General features: G+C 61.3%; 11 protein-coding genes. 4 read left to right on the top strand and 7 right to left on the bottom strand.

Annotated elements, in window-relative coordinates; all coding sequences use genetic code 11:
- Window positions 1–225 precede the first annotated feature (225 nt).
- The 4 genes from ASE69_RS03645 to ASE69_RS03630 all read right to left on the bottom strand — a co-directional run bounded on the left by ASE69_RS03645 (window position 226) and on the right by ASE69_RS03630 (window position 7,574).
- Complete coding sequence (locus ASE69_RS03645) at window positions 226–1,449, bottom strand: alpha-galactosidase (protein WP_235518040.1); 1,224 nt, start codon at window positions 1,447–1,449, stop codon at window positions 226–228.
- A 44-nt stretch (window positions 1,450–1,493) separates the two neighbouring features.
- Window positions 1,494–2,744 (bottom strand): ROK family transcriptional regulator, encoded by a 1,251-nt coding sequence (locus tag ASE69_RS03640; RefSeq protein ID WP_056483144.1) that lies wholly within the window; start codon window positions 2,742–2,744, stop codon window positions 1,494–1,496.
- Complete coding sequence (locus tag ASE69_RS03635) at window positions 2,737–4,323, bottom strand: tryptophan halogenase family protein (RefSeq protein ID WP_056483141.1); 1,587 nt, start codon at window positions 4,321–4,323, stop codon at window positions 2,737–2,739. The genes ASE69_RS03640 and ASE69_RS03635 overlap by 8 nt, the downstream gene beginning before the upstream one ends.
- A gap of 71 nt (window positions 4,324–4,394) precedes the next feature.
- A complete protein-coding gene (locus tag ASE69_RS03630) occupies window positions 4,395–7,574 on the bottom strand; it encodes a TonB-dependent receptor (protein WP_056483138.1) in 3,180 nt (1,059 codons plus the stop codon).
- A gap of 259 nt (window positions 7,575–7,833) precedes the next feature.
- On the opposite strand from ASE69_RS03630, the gene ASE69_RS03625 reads away from it, so the two are divergent.
- Window positions 7,834–8,784 carry an ROK family protein gene (locus ASE69_RS03625; RefSeq protein ID WP_235518033.1) on the top strand — a complete coding sequence of 317 codons (951 nt, stop codon included), beginning with the start codon at window positions 7,834–7,836 and terminating at the stop codon, window positions 8,782–8,784.
- 82 nt (window positions 8,785–8,866) lie between these two features.
- Window positions 8,867–12,352 (top strand): glycosyl hydrolase 2 galactose-binding domain-containing protein, encoded by a 3,486-nt coding sequence (locus ASE69_RS03620; protein ID WP_082452825.1) that lies wholly within the window; start codon window positions 8,867–8,869, stop codon window positions 12,350–12,352.
- Between the two features lie 78 nt (window positions 12,353–12,430).
- Here ASE69_RS03620 and ASE69_RS03615 read toward each other — a convergent pair whose 3' ends face one another.
- A complete protein-coding gene (locus ASE69_RS03615; RefSeq protein WP_056483135.1) occupies window positions 12,431–13,468 on the bottom strand; it encodes a cupin-like domain-containing protein in 1,038 nt (345 codons plus the stop codon).
- A gap of 80 nt (window positions 13,469–13,548) precedes the next feature.
- Here ASE69_RS03615 and ASE69_RS03610 point away from each other — a divergent pair, with 80 nt between their 5' ends.
- Window positions 13,549–15,216 carry a sialate O-acetylesterase gene (locus ASE69_RS03610; protein WP_235518032.1) on the top strand — a complete coding sequence of 556 codons (1,668 nt, stop codon included), beginning with the start codon at window positions 13,549–13,551 and terminating at the stop codon, window positions 15,214–15,216.
- Window positions 15,217–15,681: 465 nt separating this feature from the next.
- On the opposite strand, the gene ASE69_RS03605 is transcribed toward ASE69_RS03610, so the two are convergent.
- Complete coding sequence (locus tag ASE69_RS03605) at window positions 15,682–17,142, bottom strand: MDR family MFS transporter (RefSeq protein ID WP_056483233.1); 1,461 nt, start codon at window positions 17,140–17,142, stop codon at window positions 15,682–15,684.
- A 275-nt stretch (window positions 17,143–17,417) separates the two neighbouring features.
- On the opposite strand from ASE69_RS03605, the gene ASE69_RS03600 reads away from it, so the two are divergent.
- Window positions 17,418–17,807, top strand: coding sequence for a DUF1622 domain-containing protein (locus tag ASE69_RS03600; RefSeq protein ID WP_056483132.1), 390 nt, complete (start codon window positions 17,418–17,420; stop codon window positions 17,805–17,807).
- A gap of 95 nt (window positions 17,808–17,902) precedes the next feature.
- Here the strand turns inward: ASE69_RS03600 and ASE69_RS21760 are convergent.
- Window positions 17,903–18,486 (bottom strand): hypothetical protein (locus ASE69_RS21760; RefSeq protein WP_235518029.1); only part of this gene is annotated, 584 nt, incomplete at its 5' end.

Raw genomic sequence — 18,486 nt, 5'->3', positions numbered from 1 at the left:
AGACAAATGCCTCGGAATCGACCCACAAGCGGGCGCTCGGCGTCCTTCTTGTGCGTCCCAAGTTCGGAAATTCGTTCATGGTTCGCAACTGCCCAGCAACGCTAAATGGTCAAACTGACGGCTTTGCTGCTGGGCTTAACGCAACCTCTCGAACGGCAGGTTCGTCGCAAACTAGCATCCGGTGTTCGTCTGGCCGACGACGCATATTAGAACCTCGTGGCGCGATCAGGGGGTTACCTTAACCATGATCACGCCATGCGCTGGCACCAGTGCGGCGTAGCGGTCGGCAACCTTGCCTATCGACCGATGGCTCCACACGTCGCGTACGTCTGCACGTACCGAGCGGGTCAGACCTATTTCTGGCCAATTAACTTCGATCTTGGCAGGACTTTCGGAGCGGTTGAATAGTATCACGGCGCGGCTTCCATCGCTCAACGGCTTTGACCAGACCTCCAGATCGCCATCATCGCGTATACGGCGACCCTGCTGACCTAGGGGGTCCTGGTTGACCGTGATTACCTCCTTGTTCAACAAAATGTCGCGCGTTGCTGCACTCATGTTGGTGATATCGTTACCGGCAATCAGCGGTGAGGTCATCATGGCCCACAAACTGAAATGGGAGCGGTACTCAGTATCGGACATTCCGCCGTTGCCGACCTCGAGCATGTCGGCGTCGTTCCAGTGCCCAGGCCCTGCATACGGATAGAGCGGCTCGTTCGCGTCGACAATGTCGACCATGCCGATCGACCATTTGTCTCGCCCCTTCCAGGCGTCGCGAATATCGCTGGTGGTGCGCCACGAGTTGCCGATCTTATTGCCCCATTCCCAAGGACGATTGTTGCCCCATTCGCACATCGCCAGAAGCACTGGCCGCCCCGTGGCTTTGAGGGCATCAGACATGAGCGCGTAAGCGCTCTCGGCGTTCAACGTGCCAGTCGAGCACCAGTCATACTTCAGGTAGTCTACGCCCCACCGGGCGTATGTAAGTGCGTCCTGATATTCATGTCCAAGGCTGCCGGGCTTGCCGCCACACGTCTTGGCGCCGGCATCGGAGTATATCCCGAACTTGAGGCCGCGAGCGTGGACGTAATCGGCCAGTGCCTTCATACCCGATGGAAACTTCTCTCGACTTTCCGTGATGAAGCCTTTGGCATCGCGCTCACCGTGCCAGCAGTCGTCGATAACGACATACTCGTACCCCACATCGCGCATGCCATTCGTCGCCATGGTGTCGGCGATGCGACGCACCGTCTTCTCATCGATGTTGCAGCCGAACTTGTTCCAGCTGTTCCATCCCATCTGCGGCGTTCGTGCCAACCCATTGGCCTTGCGGTTCGGGTCCAACGAAGGACGCAGCGTGTTTGGATCGACAAACTGATCCTGCGCGCGCGCCACGCCGACCGCAAACGGCAGAAAGGCAAGTACAACTAGATGCGCCAGCTTTTTCAAAAAGTACTTCCTCATTAAAGCAATACGTCTGGTCATTCGTTTGGCTAAGCCGATTGCGTCTTGATGAGTATCCCGTCCGACGGCAGGATGCGGTCGAGAAAAGGCAGGATCGCGGCGCCTATTGCCGGACTATCTCGCGACAGACTCGCCCGAGCGATCGGCGCAATTATAGGGATATTGGGTGCTGCCGTTCGCAGTTTTCGGTAGGTATCCGTAGCGAGTTGATCGAGGATATCGTCCGGCAGCCGCCCTCCAACGAGAACAATCGCCGGATTGACTAGGCAGTTCACGGCCATCAGCGCTGGTACGAGCGCGTCCGATGCGTCCTCGAGCCACGCGGCGACGTGCGGCTTGCACGCTGCGGGAAACGGTTGCGTCGGATCCATGCCCGCCGGGTCCAGTCCTGCAGTCTCCAGATAGCTCGACAATGCCGACAGGGAGACGACGTCCTGCAGCACCTTGGTCGGATCAGTGGCGAGCGGCAGAAAGCCGATTTCCCCGCCGCGGGCGTTTGCGCCGCGGTAATAAGCGCCGTCGATCACGACCCCGCCGCCTAGCCCCGCGCTGACGAGAATGTAGAAGAAGTTCGCATGATGCCCGTCGCCGAACTGCGCCTCGCCGATAGCCGCTGCAGCGGCATCGTTGTCGATGTGGATCGACCAGGGAACGATGGGTGCGAGCATCGCCTGGATATCGACATCGCTCCACTGCTCGTACCCGGGCGGGCGATGCGGCAGGTCGACACGGCCGAGATCGTCGGGAAGTGCCACACCCATCCCAAGCACCCGGTCAAAACGGACCGCATCGGTACGAACGATTGTCGCGATTCCTTTTTCGACGACCCGTACGACGTCTTCAGGCGATGCGAATGCGATCTGTCGGGTAAACCGAGATCGCACCGTGCCCGCCAAATCGAGTGATACTAGAGTAACATGATCGCGATCGATGTTGAGGCCGATGGCATAGCCTCCTTCCGGATTGATCCGAAGGCGCGTCGCCGGCTGGCCTCGACCGCCCAAGCGTCGACCGGCATCGATCACCAGTTCGTTCTCGAATAATCGCCCTACGATGTTGGCGATCGTCGGCGTAGTCAAATTGGTCATCACCGCGATTTCGTTTCGCGTGATGTCAGGATTGCGTCGAATGATCTGCGTTACGACGCGCTGATTATAGTCACCTGCACGTTCCAGGTTCGTGCCTGACAGACTCGGCCCAAGCCTGACCGACCGGTCGTCTGCAGTAACGCTGGCGCTGGTCGCTTTTCCGGAAACGTTGAAATTGGAGGGCCTATCCATTCGCGGCAAAGTTCATTGACCGGGATGCGGGAGGAGTCGACGCAGGGGCAAAGGACTTGAGAAACGTCTCGTGCGGTTCGGCAAGCGCAACGGCGTCACGTATCGAACCCTTCATCCGTTCGAACGCTGCCTCGAGATCTGACAGGGAGAAATGATCCGCCAGCGGGTCGTGCGCCGCGGCATCGATGCCAAATCCAGCATACATGGAAAGCCAACTTGGGTCCTGAAACGATTCCCATTCGTAGCGCACGAGGTGCCCGCGAGCCTTGAACAATGTCAGCTTGCGTGCCAGCTGCTCGGGTAGCGCGGTGCCTCGGCAGCGATCCCACATCGGCTGACCTTGCCGGCCATTCGCAAAATAATGCAGCACCAGGAAGTCGCGGATACGCGCATATTCGAGGCCCGTGGTCCGGTTATACTCATCCGCCAACGCCGGATCAAAACTCCTATCAGGCAGCAAGGCGAGCAACTTCTCCAAGCCGGTCTGGATGAGCGTGATGCTCGTCGATTCCAGCGGTTCCATAAATCCCGCGGCGAGTCCGATTGCGACACAGTTTCCTTGCCAGAATGCGGTCCGACGACCGGTACGGAAGCGGATCATGTTTGGCTCGGCCAGCGCTTCGCCTTCGAGCCGACCTTTCAACGTCGCAACGGCCTCGTCATCCGAAATATGGCGGCTCGCATAGACATAGCCGTTACCGACCCGGTGCTGCAGCGGAATCCGCCATTGCCATCCGGCAGTCAGTGCCGTGCTGCGCGTATATGGGGTAAGCGGTCCTGCTCGTTCGCACGGCATCGCGACCGCGCGATCGCATGGAAGCAGATTCGTCCAATCCTCGTACGGTACGCCCAGCGCGTCGCCGAGCAATAGCGACCGAAAGCCCGAGCAATCGATGAAGAGGTCGCCCGCGATCGTCTTGCCACACTGGGTGTCGACGCTGGAGATAAAACCTGTGACCTGATCGACGAGAACATCGGTGATCTTGGCGTCGACATGTTTCACGCCCCATTCGCCGGCCTTTTTTGCCAGGAACTTGGCAAACAGGCCTGCGTCGAAATGGACTGCCCAATCGAAGAATAGCAGATCATGCACCGGACTGTCGGTTGGTCGCATGAAGAGGTTACGTTCGGCAAGCGCGGTTGCAAGACAAAAGTCGGACAGCGGCGTAGGTTGCCCAGCTGCATTCAGCTTGCGCCAGTAATGGTGGAACGCCACCCCCCGCGATCGCATCCCGTACAAGCCGAAGGGGTGGAAGAATCGCTCGCCTTCGCGCTTCCAGTCGACGAACTCGATGCCGAGCTTCACCGTGCCTTGCGCAGCCGCCATGACCTCCTGCTCGGTGACGCCGATCTCTCGAAAGAAATCGCGGATACCGGGAACGGTCGCCTCGCCCACCCCCACCGTGCGGATATCGCTGGATTCGACGACCGTGATGGTCACGGACTGACGATCGAGCCTGCGCGCGAGGAGCGTCGCCGCCATCCACCCCGCAGTGCCGCCGCCGACGATCACGATCGAGCGCAGCGGTCCTGAGTGATGCGTTGTTCCTGCTCCATCTGTCACGCTCAATCCCCCCATCCTGCGCGTTGCCACGCAAACGCCCGCCACCCACTAACAGGATGGCAGGCGCTTACAGTCTCACCCGCAGATCAGAACTTGAAACGCGCGCCCGCCATGAACCGGCGTTCATAGATGTTGTTGTACGCTTTCTCATCCGGGAAGGTCAGATAGTATTTTTCATACTCGCCGGTCAGGTTCGACCCTTGTGCGTACAGCGTCAGATTTGGCGTGAAGTCGTAGCTGATCGAGGCATCGATGTAGTTCGTCGGCTGCTGATACAGTTCGAGGCCTTGGATGCCGCCGAAGTCCTGCTGGACGGCGCGCTTCGAACGGTAGTTCCAGGCGACGCGAGCCTGGAAGTGATTGTCCTGGTAGAAGCCGGCAAGGTTGGTCTGGATCTTCGAATTGTCCTGGAACGGGATCGAGTCTCCCTTGAGATCGACCGCGCCCGAATCGGACGGCGAATAGGTGATGTTCGCATCGATGCCGAAGTTGGAGAGCACCGTCGGAATGAAGCCGAAGTCGTTGAACGACAGCTTGGCACCCGCTTCGACACCTTTGAGCGTACCACCGTCGCCTTGAACCGGGGTGCTGATCGACACGGTCCGGTTGCGGACCACGCCGTCATTGTCCGGCAGATCGGTTCGCACGATGTTACCAGACTGGATGAAGCTGGCGACGTCGATGTAGAAGGCGCCGACACTCAACAAGCTGCTGCGGCCGATATAGTATTCCAGCGAGCCTTCGACGTTCGTGGCGCGCCAGGGATCGAGTTGCGGATTGCCGTTCGAACTGCCTCCGGTGACGCGGAAGACGGGCGATCCTGGGTTGCTCGTATCGATCGCGTAGTTCGGATTGAGTCCACCACCCCATTGGTTGAGATCCAGCAGCGTCATCGTCTTGGAGTAGGCGAGGCGCAGCTTCAGGTTGTCGGCAAAGCTGAACGCCAGGTTGAATGCCGGCAGGAAATCCGTGAAGCTCCGCTTGGTCTCGACCGTCCCGTTGACCGTGTTTGCGACGCCGTAGGGCCGCGGCGAACCGGTCACGAACTGGGTGATGTCGAGTTTGGTGTTGATGACCTTGAGGCCGGCGTTGCCGGATACGGGAATGCCGAACACGTCACCCTTGACGTTGAGCTGCGCATAGCCCGAAATCTGCTTCACGCCGACGTTGAACGACGCACCCGGGTTCTGAATCTCGACGTTGCCGGGGTAGAAGCTGTTCTGGAACGCCAGCGCGTTATCCATGACCTTTGGATCAAGCACGTAGATCGGCGGCAGCCCGGCCCCCGGCAGGTTGAACTGCTTGACCTGGCCGTTAAAAATCGGATCGCTGGCCTTGCGGACCACGCCCGACGTGTAGGGCCTGAAGCCTGGGGTATCGAACGTGCCCGAACCGGCATGGCAGGACGGATCGTTAAGTGGGACGTCGAACGCCTTCCACTTGACCAGGCAGCCGCCCGGCTGCGACGCTTGCCCTGCATACAGCGGTGCCGCCCGATCGAACTCGAAGTCGTCGACCGTGCGCTCGCTGTACCGGCCGCCGGCGCTCAGGCTGACATTGTCGTTGGCCTCGTACGAAACGTCGCCGCGGATGATCTTCAGGTCGCCCTTGCGGCGATAGTTACCCTCCGAAGACGTGGTCTTCATCGCGTAGTTGTCGATGTTGCCAAGCGCTGTCGTCAGCTGCGACGGCAAGGTGAAGACGGGCTGGTTACCGGTGAAATCGACCGTCGCTGGCAACGATGCCGTACCCGCAATGGTGTTGACCGCATAACCACCCGGATTGAACGCGACGTCGCCGGTCGGATAATGACCGATCCCGCCCGGCTGCCACTGCGCGCCATTCGATGGGCTGAACTGCAGATAGCTCTGGTCGTAGTTCGAATAGGCCTTGCCGTAGACGCCGCGCAGGCTCGCTTTGAAACGGCCACCATTATCGTACTTCAGCTCGGCATTGTAGTTCTGCGACTGAGACTTGAACTTGTCATTCTGCGCATATGAGTCGAAATTTCCGAGGTCGTAATTATAGATCTGGGTCGTATTCAGATCATAATCGCGCGTCACGCCGCCATTGCTAAGCGACACGGTCGATCCGGTGTTGCGCGACTGGCCCGGCACGAATTCCCCGGCCTGCCAGTTGACGTTCTGCATCTGGATGCCGGCGGTGCGATCATTCTCGTTCTGGCGGGTGAAGAACGCATCGGCGTTCAGCGTCAGGGCGTCGCTGATCTCCCACTGCGCCGAGGCGTTGATGCCGATCCGCTCACGCTGGTTGACCTTGTCCCAGGCGGTGAAGCCCTGAGGAACGATGAAAGCATCGTTCGCGTCGCCGTCGCCGTTCACGTCGCGGCCGGTGCCGACAATCGTACCCTTTGGTCGGTTGGCCGGTGAGAAGCCGTTGCTGAGGTTGACGTCGCCAGTAGGGTTGGCCGCAGTATTGAACTGCTCGTTGTGCAGCGCGGCCCCGTAGCCTTCCTGGATCCCGTTGTGGGAGTTCGAAAGATGCAGGTTCGAATACGCGCCCGACACCAGGAACCCGAACTTCTCGCCTCGGAAGCCGAATAGCCCATTCAGGTTCGGATCGAACTCCTTGGTCTTGTCGCCATAAGCGCCCTCGGCAGCGGCAGCGACGGTAAAGCCCTTCTTGAGATCGAACGGGCGGCGTGTGCGCAGGTTTACCGTGCCGGTGATGCCCGCGTTGAGCAGATCGGCCGTGCTCGACTTAATGACGTCCGCGCCCGCGAACAGCTGCGACGGGATATCGTTGAAGTTCGGCTGGATCGTCGTGATCGACTGAGCGCCGAGATAGGCCTCGCCGTTGAGCAACGTCGTAACCTGCGGCAGGCCACGAATATTGATCGCCGCGCCCTCACCGGCATCACGGCGGATCTGCACGCCAGGGATACGCTGGAGCGAGTCCGAGATCGTCACATCGGGCAGCTTGCCGATGTCTTCGGCCGAGATGGAGTCGGTGACCGACGCGGCATCGCGCTTGAGGTTGACCGCACGCTGCTGCGATCCACGAATGCCGGTGACGACGATGTCCTGCGTTTCAGCAGCCGCGTCGCTAGCGGGCGTGGTTGGGGACTGCGCTTCGCTTGTCTGATCGGCAGCAGCCGCTGACGGCGATGCGGCTTGATCGGTAGGCGCGTTCTGCAGCACCCCCTGCGTCGTGGACGTTTGCTGGGCGAGTGCGGTGCCACTGCTCACCAGCGCCGTCACGGAGGCCGCGACCATCAACATATTCTTGGAACGTGCACGCAACATTTCGACCGTCTCCCTCAGCACCCGAAATCGCCAGGAACTGGCGAACGTTTTAGCATGCTAAGATCGAGCCGATCGGCGACTCATCGCCCCACCCTCTCCTGCCTGCCAGTCGCAACTTCCCGTTGTCTCGACATCGCGTGTTTAAACATCCGGTAGATCCGGTCAATAACAAAATCAATTTGCGTTTATAACGATCGCTGGCATGCTTGGTTGACGATGGCCGGGCAGCGGTCACGCGACTAAAGAGAGGAAGATTGCCTTGCAAAACAGTATCGCTGCTCGGGCGATCGAGCCGCAGCCAGCATCTGTACCGGCTTTAGGTATCGACTTTGGTGGCACCAAGATCGAAGCCGTGTTGCTAGGCGCAGACGGTGAGACGCTGTGGCAGCAGCGAGTTCCCAATCCCGGCACGTATGATACCGCGGTAGCCGCTATCGCCGAGTTCGTCGTGGCTGCCGACATCGCGGGGGGCACGGCATGTACCGTCGGCATCGGCGCTCCCGGATCGCCGTCGCCACGTACCGGCGTGATGCGCAACAGCAACTCTCTTTACTTGAACGGTCGATCGTTCTCCGAAGACCTCACCTCTGTTCTCGGCCGACCGGTGCGGCTGGTAAACGACGCGAACTGCCTCGCGCTGTCCGAGGCCACCGATGGCGCAGCGACCGGTGCGCGCAGCGTGTTCGCGCTGGTGATCGGTACGGGCGTCGGTGGCGGCATCGTACTCTCGGGTGCGTGTCTCGACGGCGCCCACGGCATTGCCGGCGAGATTGGGCACTTACCTCTACCCTGGCCGCGCAGCGACGAACTGTCTCCGCCGCCATGCTGGTGCGGCCTGACGGGATGTATCGAAAGCTGGGTTTCCGGCACGGGTTTCGCGCGTGCCGCCAGGACAGAACATGGTCTTTCGCTCAGCGCGCCGGAGATCGTTGCAACCGCCCGCGCCGGGAATCCCGCCGCCCGAGCTGCATTGAATGCGTATGTCGACCGGCTGGGACGCGTACTGGCCATGGTTGCCAACCTGCTGGACCCCGAGGTCGTCGTATTGGGCGGAGGCATGTCGAACGTCGCCGAAATCTATGAAGAACTTCCCTCCATCGTCCGCCGCTATGCCTTCTCGGACCTATGGGAGGGTCGTATCGTGCCTGCGCGCTGGGGCGACGCGTCAGGCGTGCGCGGCGCTGCACGACTGTGGACTGGGGACGCCTGACCGACCCAAGGTCTGGCACGACGAACATAAGAATCAACCGGCCGGTAGAATATCGAGCCGGGAACTCAGGAGAGATCTATCCATGCGATCGTTGCCACTAACAGCCGCGCTTCTGCTCGGTGCCGCATTATCCTCTTCGCTGGCCGCTCAAGCCATGATGCCGACCATGGGGCCGACGATCGCGAATGCCGGCCCCTACAATGTTGCCATCCTAGAAGGCGGGACCGGGGTGGAGCGTGATCTGTCGGGCGCCGACGCAGCTGTCCAAGCCAATGCCCCCTGGACGCTGTCCACTTGGGTTCGCCCAAGCGAAGCCGGCGCGGACGGTTTGCTGCTGGCCGTCGGTAATCCGCTGGAGGCCTGTCGCTGCCTCGACCTTACCAATGGGCGCGCGACTGCCGTGGACGGAGCGACACGGGTAACCGGCGGACCGGCGTTGGCTGCCGGCAAGTGGACGCATGTCGCCGCTGTGGCGAATGGACGGACACTGACCCTCTATGTCGATGGCCGCGTCGTCGCGTCCGTCGCGAACCACCCGAGCAAAGTCGTCGCCCGCCTCGCCGTTGCACCGGTGACGAACGGTGCTCAAGCGCCTCGCCATTTTGGCGGATCGCTGGTTACGGCGCAGTTCAACGGCGTGGCCCTGAGCGCCAGCGAGATCACGGCCGCCATCCGAGCGCGGCCGGATTTCGACCTCGTGCAATTCTGGCAGGTCGGCGTCGGCTGGCCGTTCCAGAAGCAGGCCAATATCGGCCTCACTCAGCAGCAAGATGCCTGGACCTTGCCGAAGGCCCGCGTGAGCGCGACTACGGCCCCGATCGTGCACTTGCCTCTGCCCCCGACAGGACTGGCGCGCGAAAACGACGGCCGCTGGCTGGTCAACGGCTGGCAGCTTGCTGCAGCCCCCGAGGTCCGTGAGGATGCCGCCACCCTGTCGCGTCCGGGCCCTGCCACTGGCACGTGGCGTGCGGCGACCGTGCCGGGCACCGTCTTGACGACGCTGGTCGACCGCGGCGTCTATCCCGATCCATATTACGGGCTCAACAACCTCAAGATTCCCGAGAGCCTGGCACGTCAGGACTATTGGTACCGCACCAGCTTTACGGTGCCGGCAGCCGCCGCGGGCAAACGCCTGACGTTGGTCTTCGGTGGCATCAACTACGCCGCTGACGTCTGGGCGAACGGCCGCAAGCTCGGCGACACCCACGGCGCCTTCATCCGCGGCCAGTTCGACCTCGTGCCGGTCGCCGGCGAGAATGTCGTCGCGGTCCGCGTCTCGCCGCCACCGCATCCCGGCATTCCGCACGAGCAGTCGATCAGCGGCGGCGTCGGCGAGAACGGGGGCCAGCTTGCCATCGATGGCCCAACCTTCGTCGCAACCGAAGGCTGGGACTGGATACCGGGTATTCGGGACCGTAACACGGGGCTGTGGCGACCCGTGGAGCTGCTCGCGCATGGGACCGTCCGGCTGCTCGATCCCAAGATCGTCACTGATCTGCCTCTGCCCCGTACTGACAGCGCTGACGTCTATATCACCGTACCGGTCCAGAACGCTGGTGCGACAGCCGCAAGCGTCACCGTGCGTGCAACGTTTGGGGGCGTCCGAGTGGAGAAGACGGTCATCGCGCCGCCCGGTGAGACGAAGGTCGTCTTCAACCCTAAGGAGTTCGCGCAGCTTCACGTCGCCAATCCAAAACTTTGGTGGCCGAACGGCTATGGCGAGCAGGCTCTTTACCAACTGTCGCTGGAAGCGCTGGCCGACGGCCAGCTCTCGGATACGCGCACCGACAAGTTCGGTATTCGCGAAGTCAGCTACGACCTGTCGCTGTTCGATGCGGCTGGTGCGCTGCGCCGGGTCAACCTCCAGTTCACGGATGGCAGCCTGCGCGGCGAGCGCCTGATCGATGTTCGCCATCAGGCCATCAAGCAATCCCCCAACGGCTGGGCAGAATCGCTGACGCCGCAGGGCGAGCGTTCCCCGGCGGTAACACCGGTCGAGGCGACGATGCCCGAACCGCATCTGACGATCCGCGTGAACGGCGTGCAGATCGCCGCGCGCGGCGGCAATTGGGGCATGGACGATGCGATGAAGCGCATCGGACGCGCACGCCTCGCCCCCTATTTCCGTCTCCAGAAGGAGGCGCACATGAACGTCATCCGCAACTGGATGGGCAACAATACCGAAGAGGAGTTTTACGACCTGGCCGATGAGAACGGCATGATGATCCTCAACGATTTCTGGCAATCGACCCAGAATTTCCAGGTCGAGCCGGAAGATCCGGCACTGTTCCTGAAGAACGCCGACGACGTGGTTCGCCGCTACCGCAACCACCCGTCGATCATCCTATGGTTCGGTCGCAACGAGGGGGTGCCCTACCCGGCCCTGAACGAAGGCCTCGACGACCTCATCGCGCGCGAGGATGGCACACGTTGGTTCACGGGCAGCTCCAACGTCGTCAACCTGCAGGGGTCGGGACCGTACAACTATCGTCCACCGGTCGGCTATTTCACCGGCCTCGCCACCGGTTTCTCGGTGGAGACGGGTACGCCGTCGCTCTCCACGCTGGAATCTGTACGCGCCAACATGCCCGACAGCGAAACCTGGCCACTCAGCGACACGCTGGCCTATCATGATTGGCATTTTGCGGGGAACGGCGACACCAAGACGTTCATGTCCACGCTCGACACCATGTTCGGGCCCGGTACCAGCTTCGCCGATTTCGAGCGCAAGTCGCAGATGATGAACCTCGAGACGCACAAGGCGATGTACGAAGGGTTTCTCGGTCATTTGTGGACCAAGAACTCTGGTCGACTGCTGTGGATGACGCATCCGGCATGGCCGTCGAATACGTGGCAGATCTACAGCTGGGACTACGACACCCAAGCCTCCTATTACGGTGCGAAGAAGGCTGCGGAACCGCTTCACGTTCAGCTCAACCTGCCGGGCAACGAACTGGTCGTGCTCAATACGACTCGCGAGGCGCAACCTGGACTAAAAGTCCGCACGCGTGTCGTCGGGCTCGACAACGCCGAACTCTTCACGCGTGAGGATCGCGTCGATGCGGGTGCCAACATGGCGACGCCGCTCGCAGCGGTGCCGCTCGATCGCTTGTTCGCGTCGAACCCGATGCTCCTGGTCAAGCTCGAATTGATCGATCGGGCGGGCAAGACGGTTGCCGACAATTTCTACTGGCGCGGGAAAGACGAAGCCGCCTACCGGATGCTGAACACGCTGCAGAGCGTCGCGCTGACCGGCTCCGTCGTAGCGCAGGCGATCGACGGCGCGGACAACGTCGTGACGGTGACGCTGGCCAATCGAACCGCGGTTCCGGCGCTGAACGCCAAGCTGACGCTGGTCGATGCGCAGGGCAAACGTGTCCTGCCGGCGTTCTACAGCGACAATTACGTTGCGCTCCTGCCCGGCGAGGAAAAGCGCATTGTCATCCGCTACCCCAAAGCCACGGGCCAAGCGGCGGCCGCGCTGACGCTACGCGGATGGAACGTCGCGCAGTCGGATCGCTTCATCACGTTCGCACCCAAAACCGCCAGCAGTGGAGAGGCGCAATAGCAACCTATCGGCGCAACCTCGGTTGCGCCGATCTCGCGGGACGGGGCATTCCTTCGGAACCCTCCTTGGCAGAGCACTTCAGCTGGATTTGCGCGCAGCGGGAATTGGTGGCGGACTTAGGGCGTCGGCGATCTGCGCCGTAAACCGGGCATTGCGCATTTCGGATGGCGGCGCGAGCACGCCCAGAGCATGCGCCGGCAGATGATTGCCGGCATCCGGCGCCGCGTCGTCGAACACATAATGGTCGAACCAGTGCCGCCATGCCAAGCGCTGGGCCGGGTCGAGATCGCGGATCGCGAGGACGGCATGGCTCAGCGCACCCATCGGCGAGAGCGCATGCGGCTCGGCCCACCAATAGTTCACCATCACGTTGAACGCGGCAGTCGCCTTGACGCTGTGCCACCAGATAGGCGGGATGAAGAGCGCATCGCCGGGATCGAGATCGGCCACGAGCCCGTGGCCTAAGGCGTCCGCGAATCTAGGATAGCGATCGAGATCCGGCTTCTCGAGATCCACCATGCTGACCGGGGGCCCCGCTATCGTGAAGTGGAACGGGCCGACATAGAGGTTGCCGACCTGTTCGGGCGGGAACAGCGTGAAACGCCGCCGACCCGCCACGACTACCGCAACGTTGCTCGCCTCGTCGAAATGCGTCGCGACATGCGTGCGATTGCCGACCCAGATCCGCGGCTTGGCACCCGGTAATTCGAACAACAGGGGATTGTCTGCAATCCACGCGGACAGGTGATCGTCCGCCGCGGCAGCGCCGGCATAGAGCGCGACCGGCTCCGCCTCCCGGCGAAGCGACAGCAGCTTGTCGAGCAGCCCGCTGAGCGAGCCGAACCGCTTCTGGAAATTGCAGGCCTGCATCGACGCATCGTAGAAGAACCGACCATCGATCTCCGGCGGACCGATCAGCACTTCGGCCGGCCGTCCGCGGTCCATCGCCTTCATGTAATCGACCAATGCCTCGTCGGAGCGGAGCCCTGCCGCAACGGCAGGCCACCGTTTCGCCTGACCGCGCAATACGATAGGCCGGTCGCGCGTCGCGATCTCATCGGCGAACCGCGCCGCATCGACCGGGCCGGTTTCATCGACCTTGGCGTAAATCGTCATAACCGGCTCTCCTCGCCGCCTTCTAGCGTCGGTTCCCTCTAAGCTGAAGACCGTTCGCTGCGCCAATACGCATGTCACGGTTGCCGCAGCGCCGCGCCGTTGCCACCGCATCACGGCAGGTGCGACTGCTAGCTGCATGCCAACTGGTCATGCGCTTCTTTGATGATAGTCTGTGGCTAAGACGTCGCGACAGTCAGCGCCGCACGTCAGGGATAATGCCGATCATGAAGCTTCTGCTCTACACCGCCCTCCTCGCTGCCACGGCAACGTCACCTGCGGCCGCACAGCTGAAGCTGCCGCGTCTGTTCAGCGACCACAGCGTGTTGCAGCGTGATAGGCCGCTGCACGTCTGGGGCTGGGCGCGTGCGGACGCGAACGTTGCCGTGTCGTTGCATAACCAACGCGTAATGACAGTCGCCGACCGCCTCGGCCGATGGGATGCGTGGTTGAAGCCCGAAGCTGCTGGCGGACCCTATGTCCTTGTCGTCGATGGAGGCACAGCGGAGGGTAAGGTCCAGGTACAAGATGTGATGCTTGGCGACGTTTGGTTCGCCTCGGGCCAGTCGAACATGGAGTTCCCGCTAAAGGGCTTCGACGGCGCGCCGCTAAAGAATGCCGCCGCGGAGATCGCGGCAGCGACCGACCCGCACGTTCGGCTCCTCCGTATCGAACACAAGAGCAGTTCCATCCCGCTACGCGACATCGATGCAACCTGGACGACTACTACGCCCGCGACCGCCACCGACTTCTCGGCCGTCGGCTATTTCTTTGCCCGCGAAATCGCAGCTCGCGAGCACGTGACGGTAGGTGTAATCGACTCGACCTGGGGCGGCACCCCTGCTGACAGTTGGGTGTCGACCGAGGCGTTCGCGACCGACGCAACGCTGGCCCCCGCCATCGACGCACGTGCTCGATTCCAGCAGGACCAGGCCGACGCGGACCTAGCCACCGTCGCTGAGGCTCGCGAGGATGCTGCCATCCTTGCGTCGGGCGGTAAGCCTCCCACGCGCCCATGGCACCCCCCTGAGGATGCGTACCGGCCGTCATCACTGTACAACGCAATGGTTGCACCCTTCACGGGCTACGGCATCAAGGGCGTTATCTGGTACCAGGGCGAGACGAACAGCAACGTCGCGCGCGCGCCATATTACGCCGACCTCTTCCGGGGACTGATCACCGACTGGCGTCACAATTTCGCGCAGGGGGCTTTCCCATTCCTTTTTGCGCAGATCTCTTCATTCAACTCACCCGACGAAAAGTGGGGTTTGGTACGCGATGCGCAGCGTCGTGCGCTTGCCCTGACCAACACCGCCATGGCGGTGACGACCGACGTCGGCGACCCGGGCAATGTGCATCCGGGCGACAAGCAAACCGTTGCCGCGCGACTTGCGCTCGCGGCACGCAGCATCGCGTATGGCGAGCGCGTCGCATATCAGAGCCCGCTCTTCCGCGAGACGAGCGGCGAACCGGGCGGGAAGCGGGTTTGGTTCGATCATGCAGAAGGCCTGACTAGCCGAGGTGCACGAGTTACGGGTTTTGAGATCGCCGGCCCTGATCGCAAATTCGCCTCTGCCACGGCGCGTATCGATGGCGAGAGCGTGGTCGTAACCGGGGCAATATCGAACCCCCGCTACGTTCGCTACAACTGGAGCGGCGTCGTGCCCGGTAACCTCTTCAATGCCGCAGGCTTGCCCATGTCGACGTTCACCTCTGAGGAACGCATCCAAGGGCATCTTACCTATCCTTGATAAGAGCTGTGCGCCTTCACGGCCAGCCAGGGCGCCCGAGAGACGACGATCAATTTTCAGATGAAAGTTATTGGCGTGAGATACATTGACATCCGTCTGCGCTCGACAAGGGGTCGATCGGCTCATTGGCAAGGGCCGATGTCTTCCCCGGCCAGCGCTTTCGAAAATGCCGGCAGCTTCTCACCGGCGTCCGGTAGTCCGCTCCGCATTCTCGTTACTGCCCTGATGCTGGCGAATGACTCGTGCACTCATCATCAACCCGGTAGCTGACGGAAACATACTTTCCTAACGCGACGCTATAGTTGTACCCGCATTTCTTCACTTTTTCCGGTGTGCCGTGCGTTAAGTTATACGAGTTCTGCAGTGAAGAATTCCAACATGCGGACTGACCCACGGGTGTACATTCCACAGTCCTCTTGAGCTTTCCAACTTCAGACGCTCGTTCAGGTGCAGTTAGAATGCCAACTACTTCGGCGGTCGGGTCCCGAATGTCACGCGGGGAACGAAAACTGAAAGTAACACAGCAAGCAGCGCTATGATCAACACGCCCCAGAAGGTCAGGTGAAGCCCATGAGCTAGGCTGGCGCGGCTTGCCGCTGCACCGACGATGGCCCCTTGGCCGTGCAGCAGCTCCTGTACCTGTTGCAACGACCCCGAATGGTCTCGTGCGAGGCTGGCGTTAAGCACCGTGCCCAGCACTGCGGCTCCAAGAGTGCTGCCGAGATTACGAGCGAAGAGGTTTGATGCTGTAGCAGCGCCACGTTCCGTCCACCCGACACTGTCCTGGATGAGTACGATTGCCGCAGTGCTCAGGAAGCCCATACCGAAACCCATGATCAGCGAACCGAGACCTGCCACCAGAGGCGAAGTGCTGGGTGACAGCAATACGAACGGTACAGCGCCTACTGGCAGTAGCGCGGCACCGAAAACCAGGATTCGTCGTAGGCCAAACCGGCCAAAGTTACGGGCACCAAGCGTCGCTGTAATCGGCCAGCCCAGTACCATCGCTGTCAACATGAACCCTGCTTCGAGCGGCGAGCGGCCCATGACGGCCTGAACGTACATCGGCAAAAAGGTAGTCAGCCCTATCACCGCCATGCCGCTGAACAGCGTTGCAGCATTGGTGGTGGCGATCGCGCGACGCGTCCACAACGCGAAAGCAACCATCGGATCGCGAGCACGCCGTTCCTGGACTACGAACAACGCGGCCGCGACAAGGCAGACTGCCGCAGCTAGCACCGCGAAGCGCCCGTCCGAAGCCCCGGCCTCTGTCAGCGCGACCATCAGCGACGCGATCGCGACCGTGAACAGGCCCGCCCCTACTACGTCGACGCTACGCTCGTGCGTCGTGACCGTCTCGCGCAGAAACAGGAAGAAGCCGGCGGCTGCGGCCAATCCGATCGGCACATTGATCCAGAAGATCCACGCCCAACTGACATGCTGGATGATCAACCCGCCCGCAAGCGGACCGATCACTGATGACACGCCCCAGACGCTTGCCAGCCAGCCTTGCACCTTGCCACGTTCGTGCGCCGCATAAAGATCACCGATGACAGTGATGGAGACAGGCTGGATAGCACCAGCACCCAGCCCCTGGATTAAACGGAACGCGATGAGTGCCGGCATCGACCAGGCGAACCCACACAAAATTGATCCAAGGAGGAAAATGCCGATGCCAACCAGCAGCACCGACCGCCGCCCATATAGATCCGCTAGCTTGCCGAACACCACCGTAGTAGCGGTCTGCGCGAGCAGGAATGAAGAGAAGACCCAGGCATAGTATTGAAGCTGACCAAGCTGACCTGCGATCTGGGGCATTGCCGTCGATACAATCGTTGCCTCGATCGCGATCATGAACGAAGCAAGCATTACCGCCGCTAGAATGAGCGGACGGCGCACTGCCGGTGGTGCTAACGATGCGTTCATGACCAAGCTCCGCGACCAACGAGGCTGTCAGGATTTTGCGAACCTCGAGTAACGGCACGCCTAGCTTCGGACCGACGTGGCCCGCTTGCTGGGCAGGTGATGTTGGCAGCAGGCATATCACGGTGTCCAAATTGTGCGGCGCAGCAACGCGTGGATAGGCCCGATCTATCCACGCCGTATTCGTTAAAGCAGGCGCGACGCTTCCAACCGGTCCGACTGGCCAACCTGCCCCTCTGGTAGTTTGTGCCTTTGCAGCCGCTCAGGCATGAAGCATCATGATCAGGAACGAAGCCCAGTGGATCCATTTAGCAACGAGCGCCGTCGAGATCGTCGGTACCGCCATTATCGTTGTAGGGGCATTCGGAACGCTGGCCGCCTTCTTGCTCGGTCTGGCCCGGGGCAAAACCAGCCGAGCAATGCTAGTCGCCGACTTTCGGTCGGGTCTTGGCCGATCAATCCTTCTTGGCCTCGAGTTCCTGGTCGCGGCCGACATCATCAACACGGTAGCGGTCGAGCCGACAATCGAAAGTCTGCTCGTTCTTGCTGGCATTGTTCTTATCAGGACGTTCCTGAGCTTCTCGCTCGAGGTCGAGATTGACGGGCGCTGGCCGTGGCAGAAAGAACAATCCAACGAAAGGGTTCAACGAGGGACGGATCAGCAATAGTAACGCGGACCGCCGCCCCTCAGTCAGGATAACCTAGTTCGCGACGTTCAAGCCGCACCACCCCGCGTTCCCTTTCCTGACGCTTGTTCATCGGGCTAGGCAGGATCGTTATCGAGCGTAGCGACTCCCATCATCGGATGCATTACGAAGGTCCAGCCGTCGCCGCCGACAATCATTAGGCGTAACGATTGGCGATCTGCGGTGCCAAGCAGTGACGCCGCTCCTGACGAAGCAGGCAATGTGACTGTCCTGCCATCCTGAAGAATGCCGGTTGCCCAGCCGCGCCGTCCGCTGCGGATCTCGCTGGCCAAGCGTTCCAACGCCGTCTCGAGTGCAGTGCGCGCACGTTTTCCTGTAACCCATGCATAACCGCCCGCCCCTACTTCTGGCATAGTTACTAACGGTTGGCTCGAAACTGGAGATGGCTGTTTGACGACCCGTCGGGATGTTTCCTTTGGGGTATCAAGAGGACGCACACCCTCCATACTCATCATGCGCGCAAACTCATCCATCGCTGTTTCCTTAGTGGTGCCGCTCGGAGCGCATGGGCTTAGCCACTGGTTCCTGCCAGTTGAGGGGATTGAGCTGCTGCCGGTTTCGTGGACACCGAGATAAGGTGTTTTCGGAACCGGAGGGTGTAAATGCAACGACGGAAGTTCAGCCGAGAGTTCAAACTCGA

It is taken from the genome of Sphingomonas sp. Leaf208, from assembly GCF_001421415.1.
Lineage (GTDB): Bacteria > Pseudomonadota > Alphaproteobacteria > Sphingomonadales > Sphingomonadaceae > Sphingomonas.
Note: the sequence above shows the minus strand (reverse complement) of the source record. Positions and strands in the feature narration are given on the sequence as shown.